This is a genomic window from Microbacterium sp. NPDC091382 (genome assembly GCF_044757025.1).
GTDB lineage: Bacteria > Actinomycetota > Actinomycetes > Actinomycetales > Microbacteriaceae > Microbacterium.
Map to the genome: position 1 here is coordinate 47,036 of NZ_JBIVUD010000003.1, position 20,481 is coordinate 67,516.

The following is a 20,481-nucleotide window of genomic DNA, read 5'->3' on the forward strand; positions in this document are numbered from 1 at the left end:
CCCGGTGCTCACGGTCGCCGTCCTCATCTCGGGCACGGGATCCAATCTGCGTGCCCTCCTCGACGCCGCGAACGAGCCCGATTTCCCCGCCCGTGTGATCGTCGTCGGTGCCGACCGGCAGGCCGACGGCTTCGCTCACGCCGAGGCGTACGGCATCCCGACCTTCATGGTCCCGTTCCAGGAGTTCGACAGCCGCGAGGCGTGGGGCGAGGAACTGCTCGCCCATCTCGATGTGTGGGAGCCGGACCTCGTCGTGTTGAGCGGTCTCATGCGTCTGCTGCCCGCGGCCGTCGTCGAAGCCTGGGCCCCGCGACTCATCAACACGCACCCCGCGTACCTGCCCGAATTCCCGGGCGCGCACGGCGTCCGCGACGCCCTCGCCGCCGGCGCCGAGCAGACCGGGGCCAGCGTCATCGTCGTGGACGACGGCGTCGACACGGGGCCGATCCTCGCCCAGGAGCGCGTGCCCGTCCTGCCCGGCGACACCGAGCACTCCCTCCACGAGCGCATCAAGCCGGTGGAGCGTCGCCTGCTCATCGACGTCGTCCGTCGCATCGCGACGGGCGAGCTCGCGCTCACCCCCTGAACCGACACCCGAACGCCCCCGACCCGAGGAGTTCCCGCATGGCCGGCCCGCAGATCGACCCGTCCCTCTACCGCGCACGCGATGTCGTGCCCGTCCGCCGCGCGCTCGTCTCGGTGAGCGACAAGACCGGGCTCCTCGAGCTCGGTCAGGCTCTTGCCGCCGCCGATGTCGAGATCGTCTCGACGGGCGGGTCGGCGGCGCTGCTGCGCGACGCCGGGATCGCGGTGAAGGACGTGTCCGAGGTGACCGGATTCCCCGAGTCGCTCGGCGGACGCGTGAAGACCCTCCACCCCAGCGTGCATGCGGGGCTCCTGGCCGACCTGCGCCTCGAAGACCACGAGACGCAGCTGGGCGAGCTCGGCATCCTGCCGTTCGAGCTCGTCGTCGTGAACCTGTACCCCTTCGTCGAGACCGTGGCCTCCGGCGCCCAGGGCGACGCCGTCGTCGAGCAGATCGACATCGGCGGTCCCGCCATGGTCCGCGCCTCGGCGAAGAACTTCGCCAACGTCGCGATCGCCGTCTCGCCCGAGTCGTACCCGGCGATCGTCGACGCCCTCGGCCAGGGCGGCACCACCCTCGTCCAGCGACGAGAGCTGGCGGCGCGCGCATTCGCGCACACGGCGGCGTACGACCGTGCGGTCGCCGCGTGGTTCGCCGAGGAGACGCTCGAGGGCGAAGGCGACCTGCCGCAGCACCTGACCATCAAAGCGGAGCGCCTGGCCACCCTTCGCTACGGCGAGAACTCGCACCAGCGAGCGGCGATCTACACGCGCGTCGGCGGTCACGGCATCGCGCAGGCGACGCAGCTGCAGGGCAAGGAGATGTCCTACAACAACTACGTCGACGCGGATGCCGCACTGCGGGCCGCATTCGACCTGGTCAAGCCGGCCGTCGCCATCATCAAGCACGCCAACCCGTGCGGCATCGCGATCGGCGCGCCGCAGGCTCTCGACCCGATCGCCTCCGCGCACCTGCGCGCGCACGAATGCGACCCGGTGTCGGCCTTCGGCGGCGTCATCGCCGCCAACCGGACCGTGACGCTCAAGATGGCAGAGAACCTGCGCGACATCTTCACCGAGGTGATCGTCGCGCCCGACTTCGAGCCCGAGGCGCTCGAGGTCTTCCGGCTCAAGAAAAACCTCCGCATCCTGCAGCTGCCCGCCGACTGGCGCCAGGAGCCCATGGACGTGCGCCTCGTCTCGGGAGGTCTGCTGCTCCAGGACGCCGACCGGTTCCCGAACGAGATCGAATCGCTCGTGGACTCGTGGCAGCTCGTGTCGGGCGAGCGCCCGGCCGACGACCAGCTCGAGAACCTGTCGTTCGCGTGGAAGAGCTGCCGAGCGGTCAAGTCCAACGCGATCGTCCTGGCGAAGAACTCCGCAACCGTCGGGATCGGCATGGGCCAGGTCAACCGTGTGGACTCGTGCCGCCTCGCCGTCGAGCGCGCCGGTGACCGTGCCGCCGGGTCGGTCGCGGCATCCGACGCGTTCTTCCCGTTCGCAGATGGGCCGCAGGTTCTGTTGGATGCCGGGATCACGACGATCATCCAGCCGGGCGGATCCGTGCGCGACCAGGAGGTCATCGACGCCGCGCAGGCCGCGGGCGTCACGATGTACTTCACGGGCGAGCGTCACTTCTTCCACTGATCCGGCATCGCGCGATCGCATGAGCATTCCCGACCGCGCGGGAGCCGCGTGGGTCACCGGGGGCTCCGGGGCCGGGCGCGGGAGCATGCTCGCGCTCGGCGACCGGATCGTCGAGGCGGCCGAGGCGCACCTGGGTGCGGCCGTTTCGCCTCGGCCGACCGATCTGCTGTGCGAGGGCGTGCCCGTCCTCTCGCGCGGCGATGCGTGGATCGTTCCGCTCACGTACCGGCAACCGGTGTCGGAGCCGGAAGAAGAGGAGCACCGCCGGCGCGCCGGCGAGCTGTGGCGCGGCATCCGCGGGGCCTGCGAGTTCCGCCACGGCGCCGGACTGTCGGTCGATCTCGAGGGTGACGCGCCGAACGCGTACGTGTCGGCGCTGCGCGCTCAGGGCGCCCGTCGCGCGGATTGGTGGAGCTCGGGTCGGAAAGCGCTCGTCCTGGTGACCCAGGAGGAGCCGGCACCTGCGTCCGCGCTGCACGTCGTTCCGCTCGGATGGGTGTCGCAGGTGTCGCCGTCGAGGCGGATCCGCGCCGTCGATCTGTCGTGGCACCCGGGGACGGGATGACCCAGCATTGGCGGAGGCGGCCGTCGCGGTCAAGGGGGAGTTCTGCCTGCGACGCGGATTCGTCCAACCGTTAGTCTCGATGCCGGGGATTCGAGGAGGTCCGATCAGGTGATCTGGGAGATCGAGGACGGCCCGCGCGCCATCGAGGGGCTCGACGAACGGGGACGGCCGCGTCCTGAATACGCGGCGGGCCTGGGACTGGTCCCGGCGCCGATCGGCCGACGGGTCCTCGCCATGATCATCGAGGGCGTGTTCATCGGGCTGCTGCAGCTGCCCATGCTCCTCGTGGCACTCCCGGCGATCATCGATGCGGTCGGGACGGCCGACCCCGTCGACGCCGTCTTCGGACGATCGGATGCCGTCTGGATCGTCGTGTGCTCCGTCGTCCCGTACGCGCTCACGACCGTCTTCCTCCTCGTTCAGCTGATCGTCCTCGGCCGACGCGGTGCGACTCTCGGCAAGGCGCTGACGGGGCTTCGAGCCGTCAACGTCAAGACGCTCGAGCGGCCCCGTTTCTGGCGCGGCGCCGTCGTCCGCTACCTCGTCCAGGTCGGGAGCCTGCTCATCCCGGTGATCGGCCCGCTCCTCGTCATCGCGCTGTCGCCGTTATTCGATCCCGACCGTCGGCGTCGCGGATGGCCCGATCTCGCGGGGCAGACCTATCTCGTCGACATCCGCAAGGGTCTGAACCCGTACGACGCGAAGCGGATGCGCATCGCCCGGAAGACCCTCGCCACCGACTTGCGGGACGAGAAGGCCTCATTGCCCTCGCTCGCGACCCCCGTGAGCGGTCCCGCGACCGACGTCTACATCCCCGTCGCCCGCAACCGCGGCGGTGTCCTCGGCGCACCGAAGGATCGGGTCGGCTCCGGGGAGCGTCCCTCTGCCGACGACGGTCCGGCCGCGCCGATCCAGGAGTCCCCGTTCGCCGTGGATTCGGCGCCCGCCGTCGCGCCGCCGACGCGGGAGCCCGTCGTGATCGCGCGTCCCGCGACGGAGCCGACGGCCGCTGCGCCGACCCCCGAACCGCAATCCGCGCCCGCGTCGCGACCCGAGCCGCTCGGTGCCCCAGCGGCATCCGCCTCCTCGGCGGCTCCCGCCGAAACCCTGCTTCCCGGCGCGACCTCGTCCACCTGGTCCGCCCCCGAGCTGATTCCTCACGATCCGCCGCCTCCGGCCGCTGCCGCCGCACCGACGGCATCTCTCGTCCTCGATTCGGGGGAGCAGTTGGACATCCCCGCGACCGGTGCGGTCCTCGGGCGCGCCCCGTCCGTCGCCGGAGCGGATGCCGGTGCCGTACCGCTCGCGGTGGCCGATTCGACCAAGTCCGTCTCGAAGACCCACGTCGCGCTCCGGTGGGTCGACGGCGCCCTCGTCGCCGTCGACCTCGGCTCCACGAACGGCAGCGGCGTCATCCGCGAAGGAGCCGAGACCGAGCTCGACGCCGGTGCCCCCGCGACGCTGCGCTCGGGCGACACCCTCCGATTCGGCGACCGGCACGCGTCGGTCCGCCTCACCTGATCTCCGGCCGATGAGGACCCCCCGATGAGACTGAAACTGACCCTCCAGCGTCGCGACTCGCGGACGATCGACGTCGTGGTCACGGCGGACACGACCGCCACCGTGCAGGACGTCGCCCGGCGCATCATCGAGACCGATCCGGCTCGGGAGACGATCGCCGGCCCCGACGACGTCGTGACCCTGACCGTCGCCCCGCCGACGTCGAACGATCATGTCCTCCTCGACCCGGGCACCCTCATCAGCGACGCCGCCGTCGGTTCCGGCTTCATCGCGACGGTGGTGAACCTCGGGCCCGACCACGTCCCCAACCGCGGGGGAGGCGGCCCCGCGGCGGCCATCCTCCACATCGTCGGCGGGCCCCTCACCGGGCGTGAGATCCCCCTCCCCAAGGGGCACTTCACGATCGGCCGCGCCGCCGGCGCCGATGTCGTCCTCGACGAGCCGCTCGTCTCGAAGCGTCACGCCCGCATCGAGGTGGGTTCCGGCGGGGTGGAGGTCGTCGACCTCAACTCCGCCAACGGCATCGTGGTCGACGGCGGACTCGTACCCCGCCTGAACGTCATCCCGGGGCAGCGCTTCACGCTCGGCGACTCGGACCTCGTCATCCAGCTCGTGCCGGACTTCGCACCGGTCGAGAAGGACCCCGTGCTCGAGCGCGGCGGCGCCCTGCTGTTCAACCGGAGCCCCCGCGTCGAGCCGCGGTACGTCGGTGAGGAGCTTCCCGAACCGCGGATGCCGAAGGAGCCGATGGCACGGCTGTTCCCGTGGCCCATGCTGGTGGCACCGATCCTGCTCGGCGTGACGATGTACTTCGTCTTCAACCGTCCGCAGGCGCTGTTCATCGTCGCGATGACGCCGATGATGATGCTCGGCAACTTCGTCTCGCAACGCACCCAGATCGGCCAGCGCATCCGGAAGGAGGGCGAGATCTTCGAGCGCGGCTTCGAGGAGCTCGAAGAGACCCTCTATCGCGAGCGACCCCGTGAGCGCGAGGTCCGCAACGCCGAGGTCCCGCCCGTCGCCGTCGTCTTCGAGGAGGCCATGAAGCTCGGCGGGATGCTGTGGACGCGCCGTCCCGAGCATTGGAACTTCCTCGCGGTCCGCCTTGGGACCTGCGTGGCACCGTCCCGCACCACCATCAAGCGCGCCGATGCGCCCGAAGCGCTCCAGGAGTACGTGGAGCGCGTCGATCGTCTGCGCGACCGGTACCGCATGATCGACGACGTCCCCGTCCTCGAATCCCTGCAGAGCGTCGGCGTCATCGGCGTCGCCGGTCCCGACCGCGAGGCGGGGGACGCGCTGCGCGGCATCTGCACGCAGTTGTTCGGCCTGCACTCGCCGAACGAGCTCGTCGCCATCGCTCTGACCGAGCCCGAGTGGGCGAAGCAGCTCGACTGGCTGACCTGGCTCCCGCACACCTCGAGTGAACGCAGCCCGTTCCGCGACATGCCGCTGTCGGACTCGGCCTCGACCGGAAACGCCCTTCTGTCAGGTCTGGAGGAACTGGTCATGCGGCGCTCCCGTGCCGCGTCCGCCCCGCGCCTGCCGTATGACGACGATTGGGATCCGATGCGCTTCGGCACCGACGTCCGGCGCGCAGCGGAAGAGGCGACGTTCCCCGGTCAGACCGCCGTCCTGGTGATCGTCACCGCCGATGCCCCGGTCGACCGTGCGCGCCTGACGCAGGTCCTCGAACGCGGCGCCGACGTGGGCGTCTACGGCCTCTTCGTCGCGCCGGTGGTCGAGGCCCTGCCGGCCGTCTGCCGCAGTTTCGTCGACGTCTCCCGCGGACTCGACGAGGCGCACGTCGGCGTCGTCCGCAGCGGCGAGGACTACACGCCGGCCAAGGTCGAGGGCGTCTCCAACGACCTCATGCGGGTCCTCGCCAAGCGCCTCGCTCCCGTCGTGGATTCCAGCACCGTCATCGAGGACTCGTCGGACATCCCGAACTCGGTCATGTTCCTGTCCCTCGTGGGCAACGAGACCGCCTCCGATCCGGCGTTCGCGATCGAGCGGTGGCGCGAGAACAACACGATCATCGACCGGTCCGGCGCGACCCTCCCGCGGCTCAAGAAGGCGGGCAACCTTCGCGCCATCGTCGGTCAAGGCGCCACGGACGCGATGACGCTCGACCTCCGCACGCAGGGCCCGCACGCCCTGGTGGGTGGAACGACGGGCGCCGGCAAGTCCGAGTTCCTGCAGGCGTGGGTCCTCGGGATGGCCGCCGCGCACAGTCCCGACCGGGTCACGTTCCTGTTCGTCGACTACAAGGGCGGGTCCGCCTTCGCCGACTGCGTCGAGCTGCCGCACTGCGTCGGCCTCGTGACCGACCTGAGCCCCCACCTCGTCCGGCGTGCGCTGACGAGCCTCCGGGCCGAACTCCACTATCGCGAGCATCTCTTCAACCGGAAGAAGGCCAAGGATCTCCTCGAGCTCGAGAAGCGCCGCGACCCCGACACCCCGCCCGCCCTCGTGCTCGTCATCGATGAGTTCGCCGCGCTGGCGGGCGAGGTCCCGGAGTTCGTCGACGGCGTGGTGGACATCGCACAGCGCGGTCGATCCCTCGGCATCCACCTGATCATGGCCACGCAGCGCCCGGCCGGCGTGATCAAGGACAACCTCCGCGCGAACACGAACCTCCGCGTGGCGCTGCGCATGGCCGACGAATCCGACTCGAAGGACGTCGTCGACGATCCGGTGGCGGCGAGCTTCCCGCCCTCGATCCCCGGTCGCGGTATCGCCAAGACGGGACCGGGGCGTCTCATCCCCTTCCAGTCGGCGTACGCGGGCGGGTGGACGACCGACGAGGTCGTCGCCGCCGACGTGTCGGTCGCCGAGCTCCGCTTCGGTTCCATCCAGAGGTGGGAGCTGGAGGATGCCGGCGAGAGCGACTCCCACGACGTCGATCCCGGTCCCAACGACCAGAAGCGCATCGTCTCGACCCTCATCGCCGCCTCGAACCAGGCCGGCATCCCCGCTCCGCGGCGACCGTGGCTCGACGATCTGCCCACCAACGTGGACATCCGCGAACTGCCCGGCGGCAGCCGCGGCGCGATCCTTCTCGGCAAGGCCGACATCCCGGAGCGACAGCTTCAGGAGGCGGTCTACTTCGAGCCGGACCGCGACGGCTCGCTGCTCGTCTACGGCACCAGCGGATCCGGCAAGTCGACTGTGCTCCGCACCATCGCGATCTCGGCGGCAATGGGCCGCCGGACCGAGAACGTCGAGGTCTACGGCCTCGACTTCGGGTCGGGTTCGCTCAAGAGCCTCGAGACGCTCCCGCACGTCGGGTCGATCATCCCGGGTGACGACAGCGAGCGCGTCCAACGCATCATGCGCTCCCTCGGCGCGGTCCTCGACGAGCGCGGAAAGCGGTTCAGCGCAGCCAACGCGTCGAGCATCGCGGAGTACCGCGAGATCACCGGGCGAGACGAGGCGCGCATCGTGCTACTGCTCGACGGTCTGCCGCAGTTCCGGGCGGAATGGGAGTCCACGACCGCACGGATGCCGTTCTACCAGGCGTTCATGCGGATCCTCGGCGAGGGGCGCCCGCTGGGCGTCCACGTCGTCGCGACGGCGGACCGCTCGGGCTCGGTGCCGACGGCGGTCAGCTCGAACGTGTCGCGCCGCGTCATCCTCCGCCTGTCGGACGCGAACGCCTACGCGCTGCTGAACGCGCCCAAGGACGTGCTCGACGAGCGCTCGGAACCCGGCCGCGCGATCGTGGACGGCATGGAGACCCAGATCGCCGTCCTGGGTGGAACCCCGAACGTCGCCGAGCAGACCAAGCTCCTCGATCAGCTCGCGCAGGAGCTGCGCGCGCGCGGTGCCCGCGAGGTCCCCGAGATCGGCGCGCTCCCGACGCGACTGGATGCCTCGGATCTTCCGGACCGCATCGGGGAGTTCCCCGCGCTCGGCGTCGCCGAGGACACCCTCGCTGCTCGCGAGTTCGACCCGGTGGGCACCTTCATCGTCGCCGGACCGCCGCAGGCGGGTAAGACGACGGCGCTCAAATCGCTCATCCTCTCGATGACGCGACTCGATCCGTCGATCAAGCTGTTCCACTTCGGCGGGAGGCGTGCGCAGCTCAAGGAGTTCGCCCCGTGGATGCGGACCGCGACGACTCCCGACGACGCGAAGGAGCTCGCGACGGAACTGGCGGAACTGGTCCTGGACGAGACGCTCGGGCAGCGCCTCATGATCGTCATCGAGGATGTCCCGCAGTTCGCGGACTCCCCGGCGGAACGCCCGCTGAAGGCGCTCTTCCAGGCGATCAACCGCAGCGACCATCTGCTCATCGGCGACGCCGACGTGAACCAGGTCACGAGCGGTTTCGGACTCATCGGTGACTTCAAGGGCGGCCGGAAGGGCATCATCTTGAAGCCGGACGCCTTCGACGGCGACGCCGTCTTCAAGGTGCCGTTCCCGAAGATCAAGCGCTCGGACTTCCCGGCCGGCCGCGGCATGTTCGTGCAGGCCGGTCGCGCAGTGGTCGTGCAGATGCCGCTCGTGGAAGCCGCGGCTCTTCCGGCGGCGGAACCGGCGAACACGTGAGTCGCTGAGGCGGCAGCGACCGGGGCTGCCGCCTCAGCGCCGAAGGGCTCGACGCAACGGCGACGCTTCGGGGGCAGCGAAGAATGCGGCGGCGACGAACCCGTCGAACAGCGACAGCATGAGGTTCTCGATGTCGCCGAGCGGGGTGGCCAGCCGCACGACGAGGACGCCTTTCGTCTCGGGCACCGGGACCCAGTAGTCGGCGCTCAGCCGCCGGGTGCCGGAGAGATCCTCATCCCGTCCCACCTCTTCGACACGGTGCGTGCGGAGCGCCGGTACGCCGGGCCCGCTCACCTGAGTCAGTGTGGCGTGCGCCTCCGGGTCGAGTCGTGCCAGTGCCTCCGTCAAGACCCCCAGGACTTTGGAGGGCTCGGTGCCGACGGCCGGGCTCATCCGCAGATCGGACGGCTCGAAGACCAGGAGGGTCACGGGGAGCGGTGTCCCCGGGGTGATCTCGTGGGCCAGCATGAGGGCGCGGATGTCACCGGCTGCGCCGGCAGCGACCGCCTCGCGGAGCCCGCGGCGCACGGTGGCTCGCTCCGTCGCGCGATCGTCGGCCGGTCCTACGGCATCGCGCGCGATCGCTGAGATGGACGCCGCCGTCGACGCCTCGGTCGAGAGGTCGACGGAGAACCAGCGGCCCGGTAGACGGAAGCGAAGCTCGCCGACGGTCATTCGGGCGCGGCCCAGTCGCCGTATCGCGCCGACATGTCGAACAGGCTCACGCCGCCCTGGCCGACGTTCGTGAAGCCCATGGGCTCGAGTCCCGCCGCCGCTTCCCGCAGGTCGACCGGCTCCGGGCCGTCGGTGGCGCCGACGCCGGCGACGAGCGCGATCGCGTTGGGTTCCCACGGCAGAGCGCGCCAGATGGCGTGCGCCACGGCATCCAATTCTTCAGCGGTGAACGGCTCCGCGGAGTCGAGCATCAGCGTCGCGCTGAGACGCTCGCCGAGGCCGTTGCGGGACCGACTCAGGCCCTCGACGCCGACGATCCGCGGGACCGCGGCCGACAGGGCGGCGGTCAGGTTTCCGTACTCCGCCACGGGAGCCTCCTCAGTGGTCGTGGGTGCGGCCGGGGGCGACGCGATGGCGCATCCCGTCAGGCTGACGGCCAGAGCGGAACCCAGCAGGGCCGCGGCCGCGAGAGGGGATCGGCGCCGCATCCGTCTCATCGGTCACTCGTTCCATCGGTAGTAGGACACATCGGTGTAGCCATCCTCGTTGAAGAAACTCGCGAGCTCCGGGTGGGCGGCCTGGATCTCGGCGACATGGTCCTGATACGTCGACGAGTACTTCTCCGCGTTGTGAGCGCCGACGTCCACCCCGAGGATCGGGTCGGGGTTGGGTGGGTCCACGCGGATGCTGGTCCAGTTCGAGCCGTGCTCGGTACCGAGGTCCCCGGTGACGATGTCGAGGTTCGGCACGGGATCCCCGTTGTGCTGCACCGACACGACGTCCACCGAATCGGGGATCGGCATGTGGTCGATCGGTGCGCCCGATGCGACCACGGCCTGCCAGTTGTAGTCCGTGTTGTAGGCGGCCAGGTGTCCCGCCATGATCCCGCCCTGACTGAAGCCGACGAGCATGACGGGGTCGTCCGGTCCGATGCCCTCCTGAGCCATCGCCTCGAGGACGGCGCGCTCGTACTGCGTCTGGAGAGCGGGGGTCAGCATCAGGGCGAGGTTGCTGTCGAGGTCGTTCACGGCGCCCTGGTCGCCGAACCGGGACAGCCACTCCTGGGTGCTCGGGAGGGTCACGGTGTACTGCCAGCCGTCGGGCCCCAGGACCTTCGTGATCCGGATGACGGACTCCTCCTCGCCACCGAGCGTGTCGACCTCGGCCGTCCCGTCGAGCACGGTCTGCATCGTCGGCGGGTCGGTCCGGTTCAACGGGTCGTCGGCGTAAGGGTCCGTCGGTGTCACCGTCGGCGTCGGCTTCGTGACGTCGGAGAAGATGCTCACCAACAGGAAGGCCGCCATGATGCCGACGACGACAGCGGCGATGATCAGGCCGATCGTCCCGAAGAGCCATCCGATGGCGAGGATCAGGAGGAAGACCAGCAGGACACCCAGGATCGCCACGATGGTGGCGAGGATGCGCTTCAGCAGCCCCACGACCTCTGCGAGGAAGTCCGTGATCCACTCGCCGATGCCGGCCAGCCAGTCCCCGATGTCGGAGAAGACGTCCCCGACCCGGTCCCAGAACCCCTCATTCGTCGCGTCGATGGCGTCGTCGATGCGACGGATCGCCTCCTCGGCGGCATCCATCATGTCCTGGCGTGCCGCATCGATCCGCGCCCGGGCGTCGTCGACGGAGGATTGCGCGGCCTCCGCTGCGCGGCGCGCCCCGGGCAGCTGGTCCGTCAGCGACGACGGCGAATCGGCCGAGGCCTCGACGCGGTTCGACAGGGACCGCACCGTGCCGTCCGCGCGCGACTGCTCCTGCAGAGCATCGTCGAGGTCGTCCTGGGCGCGCTCGGCCGCATCGTGAGCGGCCGTCAAAGCGACGGCGTACTCGGTGACCGCCGACGCCGTGCCGGAGTATCGCGGATGGATCCGTTCGAGGTCCGACGCGATCTGTTCGTTCTGCTCCCGCAGAGCCTGGACGGCCCGTCCTTCGTCGTCGTCGACGATGCCGCGCATCTCGTGCACGACGGCGAGGATCACCTCGGCGGACGCCGTCAGGCGGGCCGCACGCGTCGTGAGCAGATCGGGTTCGCCGGGGAGTACCGTCACGGCTGGTCTCCGTCCTCTGCCAACGTCCGGTCGAGGTCTCGGAACGTGTCGACGATCGCCTGTATGAAGTCCGCCTGAGAACGCAGACCTTCGCGGAGGTCCTCGCGGGCGATGTCCCACTTTCCGCCGAAGTCCGCGATCTTGTCGGCGAGGCCACCGTGCCCGGTGAGCGACCCGAGATCGTCTGCGAACGATTCCGCATCGTCGAACGTGGTGGCGAGCTCTCGTGCGCTCTCGGCGGCGGACTCGAGTCTGTCGAGATCCATCCTGACGTCGGCCATGAGCGGCATCTCCTTCTCCTGAGTCGCCGCCAGACTATGGTCGCGATGGTCTCGGGCCCATGGGTCGTTCTCCCCATCCGTCCCCGGTCGGGCGGCGTTTGTCAAGTGGGGAGGACTCCCCATTGGTCAATCGCTTGGTGTTTGGTTGACTCTTGGTGTCGGCCCGGGGTGGGTCGGTTTCTCAGATTCGTGGAGGTGTGGACGATGGCCGATTTCGGTGCGTCTTATGCAGAGATGGAGCAGGTGGCGTCGTCGCTGTCGCAGGCTCGTGATGACATTCAGGGCCAGTTGGACTCGCTGAAGTCGCAGGTCGACACCCTGCTGGGTGAGGACTTCAAGACGCAGCACGCGTCGGGCAAGTTCGGTGAGGGCTACGGGGAGCTCACGACCGGTCTGAAGACCGCGACCGACGGCATCAACGACATGTCCGAGGCTCTGCTCGGCATGATGCGGGCGATCCAGGACCTCGACCAGCAGCTCGCCGGCGGCTGAACCGTCTTCATCGCAACGAGTGGGCACCGCTTCGGTGCCCACTCGTTGTCGTTGGTGCGACCGGATACGACGGCGCACCAACGCCTGATCGCTGGGATGCGGGGGCGTTTGTCAAGTGGGGAGGACTCCCCATTGGTCAATCGCTTGGTGTTTGGTTGACTCTTGGTGTCGGCCCGGGGTGGGTCGGTTTCTCAGATTCGTGGAGGTGTGGACGATGGCCGATTTCGGTGCGTCTTATGCAGAGATGGAGCAGGTGGCGTCGTCGCTGTCGCAGGCTCGTGATGACATTCAGGGCCAGTTGGACTCGCTGAAGTCGCAGGTCGACACCCTGCTGGGTGAGGACTTCAAGACGCAGCACGCGTCGGGCAAGTTCGGTGAGGGCTACGGGGAGCTCACGACCGGTCTGAAGACCGCGACCGACGGCATCAACGACATGTCCGAGGCTCTGCTCGGCATGATGCGGGCGATCCAGGACCTCGACCAGCAGCTCGCCGGCGGCTGAACCGTCTTCATCGCAACGAGTGGGCACCGCTTCGGTGCCCACTCGTTGCGATTCCCGCGGGCTCGACCCGCAACCAGATCCCGCTGTTTCTCATGATGAAGGAATCCCATGGGTAGAGACATCGACATCCCGATGAGTGACCTCGAGTCGCTCGACAAGGCGCTGCGCAACATCGCGGACGAGTTCGAGCACGCCGGTCGCAATGCCAACCAGCTCGAGGGCTGGATCGGCACCCCGCATGGCGAGAGCGGTCTCCGGGACGAGATCGACCGGTTCGAGAGCGCGTGGAACGACAAGCGCGACACGCTCCGCGACAGCGTCATCTCGGTGCAGGAGCAGGTTGCCACGGTCGGCAAGTCCTGGGCGGACTTCGATTCCGAGGCGGCCGCGAGCCTCGACAACACCACTCGGACCCCCCAGGTCGAGGAGTGACCATGGACCGCACACCTTCGAAGAATTACGAGATCCTCGAGATCACCGGAGACGCGTACGAGATCGAGCGTCGCGGAATCGACATCGAGACACTCGGCGACGAGATGATCGCTGCCGCGAACCTGCTCGACACGATCAACCTGGGCGCGACGTGCCGCGGCAAGAGCCTCGACGCCATCAAGGACAAGGTCGGTGACATGACCGGCGACCTCCGGACCGCCGGCGAACGATACCGCCCCAGCGGTACCGCCATCCTGCGGTACGGGCGCGCCCTCGACGGCGTGCAGACCGACCTGCGCCGGCTCATGCCCGACCTCGAGCAGAAGTGGCAGGAGTACGAGAGCGCTCGCGGCCAGTTCGCCGAAGACTCGCAGCTGCCCGAGCCGGAGGAGGGGCAGACCGACGACCGCACGACCCAAGGCGACGTCGACGGCGCCCGTGGCGAGTGGGAGTCCCTCGCGCGTCAGTACGAAGGCGTGTACGACACGTGGTGGGGTGCGTACGAGGACGCCCGCAACGGTGTGAAGGATGCCAACGACGACGGCGTCGAGGACAGCTGGCTCGACAACGCTCTCCCCGCCCTCGAGGTGCTCGGCGACATCCTGTCGTACGCCGGCATCGTGCTGGCGATCGCCGCCTGCATCATCGGCGGACCTTTCATCCTCGCCGCGGCTCTCGTCGGACTCGCGGCGCTTGCGGTGACCTGTCTCAAGGTCGCGGGCGGCCGCGGCACCTGGGTCGACATCGCCTTCGCTGCGATCGGCGTCTTCCCGTTCGGTAAAGCCTTCTCCGCCTTCGGTGCCGTTCGCGCCGCCAGCGGTATGGGTCGGCTCGGCGCGCTCGGCCGCGGACTCGTCGACATGGGCGGCGACATGGTCGGGGCGGGTTGGCGGAACGGGTCGCGTCTCACGACCCTCCTCTCCAGCGGCCGCACCGGCCAGGTGTTCCACGACGCGGCCGGTACCGTCGTCAACGCCAACGGGACCCGGGTGATGCGAAACTTCTTCCGCGGCCTCGACGGGCCGTCCATCGGTCAGCGGTTGCTCTTCGGTGGGGAGGGAGCCATGCAGCGGACCGTTTCGGAGGCGGCATCCGGCCTCTCGAACAAGGCGACCTCGAACCTGAACCAGTTCCTCAGCAACGCGACGAACGGCAACATCATGCAGGACATGCTCGCGGGCGGAAACGGCGTCCTCGACGTCGTCGACAACCTCGGCAAAGCCGGTGCCGGATTCGTCTACGACCGCGCGACCGGCGGCTGGTGATGCCCACCGCGGTGGAGGTGACCCTCGACGATCGCTGGTTCCTGGCCATCCCGGCCACGAACGAGATCGAGCAGTGGGTGACGCGGTCGACCTCCGAGTTGCTGATCGAGCCGGAGCGCGAGGACGATCCGCAGACGGTTGCCGACGACCTGCGGGGCTTCGCTGAGCTGGCAGACGAGGATGCCGTCGCGAACCTGCTCTTCTGCCCCGATGGGCTTCCCGGCCGCGCCATCGTGTCGGTCTACGCAGCCCCGACGGATCTTGCATCGCTCGATGACCTCTTCGACGAGGCCCCCGCGTCGATCCCGCGTCAAGTGCTCCCTTTCGGGGAGGTGGATGCCTCGCGGGCCCGCATCATCAGCACGGTGCAGCAGCTTCCCGAGGGCGGGGTGCTCGGCATCCTCCAACTGCAGCGGTTGGTCGACGGTCATCTGATCGAGTCGATCGTCGCGAGCCCGAGCCTGAACCATCTCGGCGCCGGACTCCCGCTGTTCACGGAACTCACCGCGCGGGTAGCGCTCGTCGACACCGCCGCCACGGAAGGATCGCCCCTTGGCCAGTCTGCGTGACGAGATCCTCGGCGCCCCGAGCGTCGAACCCGCCTTCCGTCTGCTGCTGCCGGAGGGGTGGACGTCGCATCCGATCTCGGAGGACACGGCGGCGTCGTTCGAGGAACGAGCCGGCGACGTCTTCCGGCGCGCCGGCCGCCCGGACCTCGACGGCGCCTTCGCCAGCATCCTGCGGCGCAGCATGCGTGATCTCGCTCGGGCCGGTGCGGATTACGTCATCCTGCCCCCGGCATCCGCTGAGCGGGGGAGCGCGCCCGTCTCGCTCATCGTCTCGGTGATCTCCGGTCAGAACGGGCTGCCGCTCGACGCGTGGGTCGCGCAGCGCTTCCGTGAGGGCGCGCAGATGCTCGATGACAGCGGGCGGATCGTCACCTGGCGCTCTCGCAAACCGGGCACTGAGGCCGGCGTCGAGCAGATCCAATCGAACTACCTTCTCCCGGTTCCCGACACGGACCGCAAGAAGGGACTCCTCCTGACGGGGACGGTCATGATCGAGGAGGGCGCGTCCGAGGACTCGGATGCCGTTGTGGCGAGCAGCGCCGCTTTCGCCGCGATCGCCTCGACCGTCAGCTGGGTCACGCCGGCGGACACCGCCTCATGATCGTCCGCGAGGTCGTTCTGGCCGGGGACGCCGACGACATCAGGTCGGTTGTGGCCTTGGCGGTCCGGCGCGTGCCGGAGGGAGAGCGCGCGGCCTGGTCGAGTCAGGTCGCGGGGGTGGCGAACAAGCGGACGAGAGTGCAGACGGCGTCGCCCGGTCCCCGAGCGGGTGACGCGGCTCCCCGACCCACCGGCCGGTGGATCGCCCTCGTCGCGGGTGTCGCGGCGTCGTTCGCCGGTGCCACGGTGCTCCTGCCGCCGCGCAACGAGGGCAACCAGGATCCGGCCCTGGCCATGGCCGTCGCGGTCCCCGCCATGGTCGTCGGCGCGGCGGTGCTCCTCGCGCTGGCGTTCGTGACCGTGCCGTCCGCGATGCGTCGGAACGCGACAGCCCTTGCCTGCGCCATCATCGCTGCTGTCGCGGCGATCGCCGGTGCGGTGTTCGCGCTCCTGCGACGCGACATCCTCATGGGGGCGGCGGGCGCTCCCGCCTATGTGCTGTGGTGGGCCGCCGCAGCCGCGGTCCTGGTGGCGTCGGTGGCGCTGGCGGTGCGCGTCATCAGCGCGCCCGCCGGACCGACCGACCGTCGTGCCGACCGCCCGGACGACGCCGCGCGCGACGTCGCCGTGTCCGCCGATCGAGCCGCGAGTCGCTTCGCGTACGGCACGGACGAGCGCCGTGCATGGTCTGCGGTGATGGCGCGCGACGGCGCCTCGGTCGACGACGCCGTCCGGACGCAGGCCGAACGGCTCGGTCCCTTCGCGTACGTGGCGTGGGCCGCGTACGGAGGACACGTCGACGCGCGCACGGTCGACGAGCTGATCCGACGCGGATGATCCGGGCGCACTCGCGCCGGGCGGCAACCGACCACCCCGTCGCGCTCTGTCAAGAGGGAAGTTCTCACCATCGCCCGGGATGCCGGGCGTCGGTAGCGTGATCTCAGACATCAACCGGGACTGATCCCGGACACGCCTGAGGGGGGAAATCGTGACGGATGCGGTGTGGATAAATTTCTCGACGCTGGAGCGGACGAGCACCCAGTTGAGGAACATCGTCGGCGAGCTCGAAGATGCCGGCGACCTCGCCGACGAGCTGACGGGTGCGATCGGGCATCCCTACGGGAAGAACGCTCTCTCGAACAAGGTGAGCGACTTCGAGTCCCGGTGGGATGACCGCCGCAGAGACCTCATCCGCGACGTGACGAAGATCCAGGAGCACGTCCAAGGAGTGCTCGACGGTTTCTCGGACTGGGACGCCGAAACGGCCTCTCAGATGGACATCGATGCGTCGGGGACGACCGACGCGACGCGGCCGAGCCCGGCCTGAGGAAGAGAGCGAAGATGGAACACTCACCGGCAGGCCGGACGATCGAGACCCTCGAGGGCGACGCGGAGACCATCACGCGTCGTGGCCAGCGGATCGGGTCGATCGGCAACCAGATGATCGCCAGCGCCAACGTGCTCCAGCAGCTCGCCGACGACGGCGGCGAGCAGCGGGGAAAGGCGATCGACAAGATCCGCGAGATCGTGGGCGACACGTACGAGGAGCTCCGTCGCGCGGGGGAGATGTATCAGCCGACGGGTCCCGTGCTCGTCCACTACGGCAACGCGGTCGCTGATGCGCAGCCGCTCATCCGGGCGGCGGTCGACGCCTGCGAGGATGCCTGGCAGCGCTACCACTCCGCACCCGGCCAGACTGGGGAGCGCCTCTTCCCGGCTCTGACCGAGGAGATGCAGGAGCAGGATGCCGAAGACGACGAGAGGAAGCGTCAGCTCTACGACGAGTTCCTCTCCGAGGCGCGCACGTTCGACGGCCACGTCGACACGTGGGAGAACGCGTTCGACGCGGCCGTCGACGGCATCGGCGACGTCCTGGACGGGTCGATCGAGGACGGATTCTGGGACAACGTCGACGGCGTCGTCGAGGTCGTCCTCCAGGTGCTCAGCGTCGTCGCCATCATCGTCGCCATCGCGGGGATCATCATCGGCGGTCCCCTGTTCGCGCTCATCGGCGCGATCGTCGGCATCGCCACCCTCCTCCTCACCGCGTACCAAGTGCTGCGCGACGACGCGGGGATGGACAAGCTCATCATCGCGGCCGTGGGCATCATCCCCTTCGGCAAGGTGGGTCTGCTGTTCAAGGGCAAGCCCGGACTCCTGACGTTCGCCGGTGAGACGTTCACCGCCTTCCGGCCCTCGTCGTGGTCGGCGGCATCCGGCCAGCTCGCGAACATCTCCACTGTCGCCCGGACCTCGGGCGGCGGGGCGATCGGCTTCCTCAAGGGGCTCGGAAACACCTGGGCGCAGGAGAACCCGACCATCCTCGGCGACATCATGACGCGGTTCATGTTCGGCAAGAACACGACGAAGTTCACGGAGCTCGCTGCAGCGATCGGTGACAACGTGGGGTGGCAGAAGGCGGCTGCCAGCTGGGAGTTCGCGTACACGACGATCTCGGGCAGCTGGAAGGCCGTCGACAACATCGTCACCTGGACGGGTAACGCGGACCAGAAGCCGAGCAAGATGTTTCCGTGGGTGGGGGCTCTCCTGTGACCGATGCGATGATCGCCGCCGTCGACGAGAACGAGCGGATGCCGGAGGGCTGGGGCGCGGGTTCGTGGCGCATCACCGGCCACAGCGAGGTCCCCGGATGGCTCGCGATCCCGGCAGCTGTCGACGCCCCGGACGATTGGGTCACCGGCCGCGTGGACGAGATCCGCGAAGCGTGGGGGGAGCACTGGGACGAGCGATGGCGGGATGCGGTGCCGGAGCTGCTTCAGGCGGGCGTGGACGCGCGTCCCGAAGGAGCGGCGCTCGCGTTCCAGATCTGGCCTCTCCCGGCCCCGGTGATCGCGCAGGTGAGCGTGTTCTTCGGTGAGCGCCCCGAGGTGCTGCCCGCCGGGCTCGTCGAGGGGAGGCGCTACGTCGCCGAAGGCCTCGGCGCCGGCGTCGCCACCGTCATCGGACTGGATGACCCCGAGTCGGGTACGACGCTGCTCGGCCTCGAGATGACCTTCCTCAGCGACCGCACGATGGTCGTGGTTCGATTCGAGCCGACGGTGGCGCAGTTGTTCTCCGTGCTGGTCGGTCAGTTCCACGCCTTCGTCCACACGCTCGAGTTCGTCGATCCCGAGGGGCACACCGTCCGCGCCGTCGTGCCCGAAGGGCTGCCGGCCGCCGACATCGACGACGATTGGTCGGGAAGCGTGCTGCCTGGATGACGATCTACGAGGACAGTGCGGTGGAGTGGGCGCACTCCCACCCCACGACGATGAGCGTGAGCTTCGGTCGCCTCGAGACGGTGGCGTTCCAGCGGCATCCGGAGATCTTCCGATCGTTCGGAGCGACCGGTGCGACCGAGGCGAAGAGCTCTGCCGGAAAGGTGCCGGCCGACGTACGACGCGTCGGCTCGTGGGTCACCGCCGTCTTCGTGGTTCTCGCGGCGCTGGCTCCGATCGCTGCGATCGCCGTCCTCGGCGGCGACCGGTTCGACTTCTGGCGTATCCCCGCCGAGCGGTCGGTTCCCATCGCCTCCGTCCTCTACGCGGTCGCCGCTGCGGCACAGGTCGTGACGGTCGGCCTCTGGGTGTCTCAGCGGGCGCGCTGGGAGCCGGTGATCGCCGCTGTCTTCGTCGTCGGCCTCGTGTTCTCTGCCTTCGGTCTCATGTCCGTGCCGAACACGGCGCACACGGACGATTTCTCGGCGTGGGGGCAGTGGTACCCCCCGGTCGTGGTGTCCGTCGCGGTCTCACTGATCGCCACGATCGCGATCCTCGCCCGTTTCCGCGCCCGATACGAGCCGCCGACGGCGTCGGATCCGGGAGGCCTCGACGAGGTCCGCGAGACGATCTCGCGACTGGCGACCGCGGAGCGCGACGCGATCCGCGCCGATCGTGACGGTGCCCTGGGGATCCTGCACTCCCGTGGACAGATCGACGACACGACATTCCGCGATGCCATCGCCTCCGAGCTGGGGGCGCTGTACCTGCTCGACCACAAGACGAAGAAGGTGCGACGATGACCGACACCCCCACCTCCGACGGCCGCGGCCCTCGCATCAGTGTGCGAGCTCAGCTCGGAGCGGCGCCCGACCCCGAGTTCACCCTCGCCCTCCCCACCGGGTGGGCCAGGCGCGAAGCCACCGACGCCGAACGCGAATCGCTCGACGCGCAGGTGCGCACGCGGCTGCGCGATGCGCACCGGCCCGACCTCTACGCGCAGATCCGGCCGCTCCTGACCGACGCCTTCGCGCGGATGGCCGACGCCTCGGTCATCGCCTTCTTCGCGCCGGAGGCGGGGAACGACGAAGCACTCGCCCTTCCCGCGTCGCTCGTCGCGTCCGTGCGCACCCCGATGACCCCGGGGGACACCCTGGACGGACTCGTCCAGACGCTCATCCGAGAGGAGGGCGCCACGCCGCTGCTCGAGGACAAGCGCTTCCTGCGGGTGGAACGGGAGACCCGGCAGACTTTCGAGGATGCGACCGTGCGGGTCACTCAGATCGTCTACCTCACCCCGATCCCCGGCACGGGACGTCGGCGGGCTCTCCAGCTGACGGCGGCGGTCATCCGACCCGACGACGCGCCGGTCGACGACCGTCCGAACGTTGTGATGAAGGCCCTTCTCGACCTGTGCGTGTCCTCGCTCGAATGGCAGCGGGCGCCTGTCGGGGTGTGACCCTTCCGCTGCCGTGTCCGATTTCCGCGAGACCGTGTCGGGAGGGCGTGCCAGGC

The 20,481-nt window shown here is 69.3% G+C and carries 21 protein-coding genes; 17 read left to right on the forward strand and 4 right to left on the reverse strand.

What is annotated here, in order from left to right; all coding sequences use genetic code 11:
- Positions 1-4 precede the first annotated feature (4 nt).
- From purN to ACIQLK_RS11710, 5 genes are all read left to right on the forward strand, one after another.
- Positions 5-586 (forward strand): phosphoribosylglycinamide formyltransferase, encoded by a 582-nt coding sequence (gene purN / locus ACIQLK_RS11690; RefSeq protein ID WP_400364969.1) that lies wholly within the window; start codon positions 5-7, stop codon positions 584-586.
- Between the two features lie 38 nt (positions 587-624).
- A complete protein-coding gene (gene purH, locus ACIQLK_RS11695; protein ID WP_400364970.1) occupies positions 625-2,232 on the forward strand; it encodes a bifunctional phosphoribosylaminoimidazolecarboxamide formyltransferase/IMP cyclohydrolase in 1,608 nt (535 codons plus the stop codon).
- A gap of 19 nt (positions 2,233-2,251) precedes the next feature.
- Positions 2,252-2,797 carry a hypothetical protein gene (locus ACIQLK_RS11700; RefSeq protein ID WP_400364971.1) on the forward strand — a complete coding sequence of 182 codons (546 nt, stop codon included), beginning with the start codon at positions 2,252-2,254 and terminating at the stop codon, positions 2,795-2,797.
- 108 nt (positions 2,798-2,905) lie between these two features.
- The gene (locus tag ACIQLK_RS11705; RefSeq protein ID WP_400364972.1) at positions 2,906-4,318 is read left to right on the forward strand and encodes an RDD family protein; all 1,413 of its coding nucleotides are present in this window, start codon (positions 2,906-2,908) and stop codon (positions 4,316-4,318) included.
- 24 nt (positions 4,319-4,342) lie between these two features.
- The gene (locus tag ACIQLK_RS11710; RefSeq protein ID WP_400364973.1) at positions 4,343-8,872 is read left to right on the forward strand and encodes an FtsK/SpoIIIE domain-containing protein; all 4,530 of its coding nucleotides are present in this window, start codon (positions 4,343-4,345) and stop codon (positions 8,870-8,872) included.
- 33 nt (positions 8,873-8,905) lie between these two features.
- Here the strand turns inward: ACIQLK_RS11710 and ACIQLK_RS11715 are convergent, their stop codons facing one another.
- The 4 genes from ACIQLK_RS11715 to ACIQLK_RS11730 are packed head-to-tail and all read right to left on the reverse strand — an operon-like array spanning position 8,906 to position 11,888.
- The gene (locus ACIQLK_RS11715) at positions 8,906-9,547 is read right to left on the reverse strand and encodes a hypothetical protein (protein ID WP_400364974.1); all 642 of its coding nucleotides are present in this window, start codon (positions 9,545-9,547) and stop codon (positions 8,906-8,908) included.
- On the reverse strand, positions 9,544-10,035 hold the full coding sequence (locus ACIQLK_RS11720) for a hypothetical protein (protein WP_400364975.1): 492 nt from the start codon (positions 10,033-10,035) through the stop codon (positions 9,544-9,546). The genes ACIQLK_RS11715 and ACIQLK_RS11720 overlap by 4 nt, the downstream gene beginning before the upstream one ends.
- Before the next feature lie 12 nt (positions 10,036-10,047).
- Positions 10,048-11,607 carry a hypothetical protein gene (locus ACIQLK_RS11725; RefSeq protein ID WP_400364976.1) on the reverse strand — a complete coding sequence of 520 codons (1,560 nt, stop codon included), beginning with the start codon at positions 11,605-11,607 and terminating at the stop codon, positions 10,048-10,050.
- Positions 11,604-11,888: a hypothetical protein gene (locus ACIQLK_RS11730; protein WP_400364977.1), complete on the reverse strand. Its 285-nt coding sequence runs from the start codon at positions 11,886-11,888 to the stop codon at positions 11,604-11,606. Before ACIQLK_RS11730 ends, ACIQLK_RS11725 begins: the two co-directional genes overlap by 4 nt.
- Before the next feature lie 204 nt (positions 11,889-12,092).
- On the opposite strand from ACIQLK_RS11730, the gene ACIQLK_RS11735 reads away from it, so the two are divergent.
- The 12 genes from ACIQLK_RS11735 (at position 12,093) to ACIQLK_RS11790 (ending at position 20,425) form a co-directional block, all read left to right on the forward strand.
- Entirely contained in the window at positions 12,093-12,380 is a 288-nt protein-coding gene (locus tag ACIQLK_RS11735) for a WXG100 family type VII secretion target (RefSeq protein WP_083199385.1), read from the forward strand.
- Positions 12,381-12,594: 214 nt separating this feature from the next.
- Positions 12,595-12,882 carry a WXG100 family type VII secretion target gene (locus ACIQLK_RS11740; protein ID WP_083199385.1) on the forward strand — a complete coding sequence of 96 codons (288 nt, stop codon included), beginning with the start codon at positions 12,595-12,597 and terminating at the stop codon, positions 12,880-12,882.
- Between the two features lie 108 nt (positions 12,883-12,990).
- A complete protein-coding gene (locus tag ACIQLK_RS11745; protein WP_400364978.1) occupies positions 12,991-13,314 on the forward strand; it encodes a hypothetical protein in 324 nt (107 codons plus the stop codon).
- A gap of 2 nt (positions 13,315-13,316) precedes the next feature.
- On the forward strand, positions 13,317-14,579 hold the full coding sequence (locus tag ACIQLK_RS11750) for a hypothetical protein (RefSeq protein WP_400364979.1): 1,263 nt from the start codon (positions 13,317-13,319) through the stop codon (positions 14,577-14,579).
- Complete coding sequence (locus tag ACIQLK_RS11755) at positions 14,579-15,148, forward strand: hypothetical protein (RefSeq protein WP_400364980.1); 570 nt, start codon at positions 14,579-14,581, stop codon at positions 15,146-15,148. Before ACIQLK_RS11750 ends, ACIQLK_RS11755 begins: the two co-directional genes overlap by 1 nt.
- On the forward strand, positions 15,132-15,749 hold the full coding sequence (locus ACIQLK_RS11760) for a hypothetical protein (RefSeq protein ID WP_400364981.1): 618 nt from the start codon (positions 15,132-15,134) through the stop codon (positions 15,747-15,749). Before ACIQLK_RS11755 ends, ACIQLK_RS11760 begins: the two co-directional genes overlap by 17 nt.
- Positions 15,746-16,585: a hypothetical protein gene (locus ACIQLK_RS11765; RefSeq protein ID WP_400364982.1), complete on the forward strand. Its 840-nt coding sequence runs from the start codon at positions 15,746-15,748 to the stop codon at positions 16,583-16,585. Before ACIQLK_RS11760 ends, ACIQLK_RS11765 begins: the two co-directional genes overlap by 4 nt.
- A gap of 151 nt (positions 16,586-16,736) precedes the next feature.
- A complete protein-coding gene (locus ACIQLK_RS11770; RefSeq protein WP_400364983.1) occupies positions 16,737-17,075 on the forward strand; it encodes a hypothetical protein in 339 nt (112 codons plus the stop codon).
- Between the two features lie 14 nt (positions 17,076-17,089).
- Positions 17,090-18,301 (forward strand): hypothetical protein, encoded by a 1,212-nt coding sequence (locus tag ACIQLK_RS11775; protein WP_400364984.1) that lies wholly within the window; start codon positions 17,090-17,092, stop codon positions 18,299-18,301.
- Positions 18,298-18,969, forward strand: coding sequence for a hypothetical protein (locus tag ACIQLK_RS11780; RefSeq protein ID WP_400364985.1), 672 nt, complete (start codon positions 18,298-18,300; stop codon positions 18,967-18,969). Before ACIQLK_RS11775 ends, ACIQLK_RS11780 begins: the two co-directional genes overlap by 4 nt.
- Complete coding sequence (locus tag ACIQLK_RS11785; RefSeq protein WP_400364986.1) at positions 18,966-19,769, forward strand: hypothetical protein; 804 nt, start codon at positions 18,966-18,968, stop codon at positions 19,767-19,769. Before ACIQLK_RS11780 ends, ACIQLK_RS11785 begins: the two co-directional genes overlap by 4 nt.
- Entirely contained in the window at positions 19,766-20,425 is a 660-nt protein-coding gene (locus ACIQLK_RS11790) for a hypothetical protein (RefSeq protein WP_400364987.1), read from the forward strand. The genes ACIQLK_RS11785 and ACIQLK_RS11790 overlap by 4 nt, the downstream gene beginning before the upstream one ends.
- Positions 20,426-20,481 lie beyond the last annotated feature (56 nt).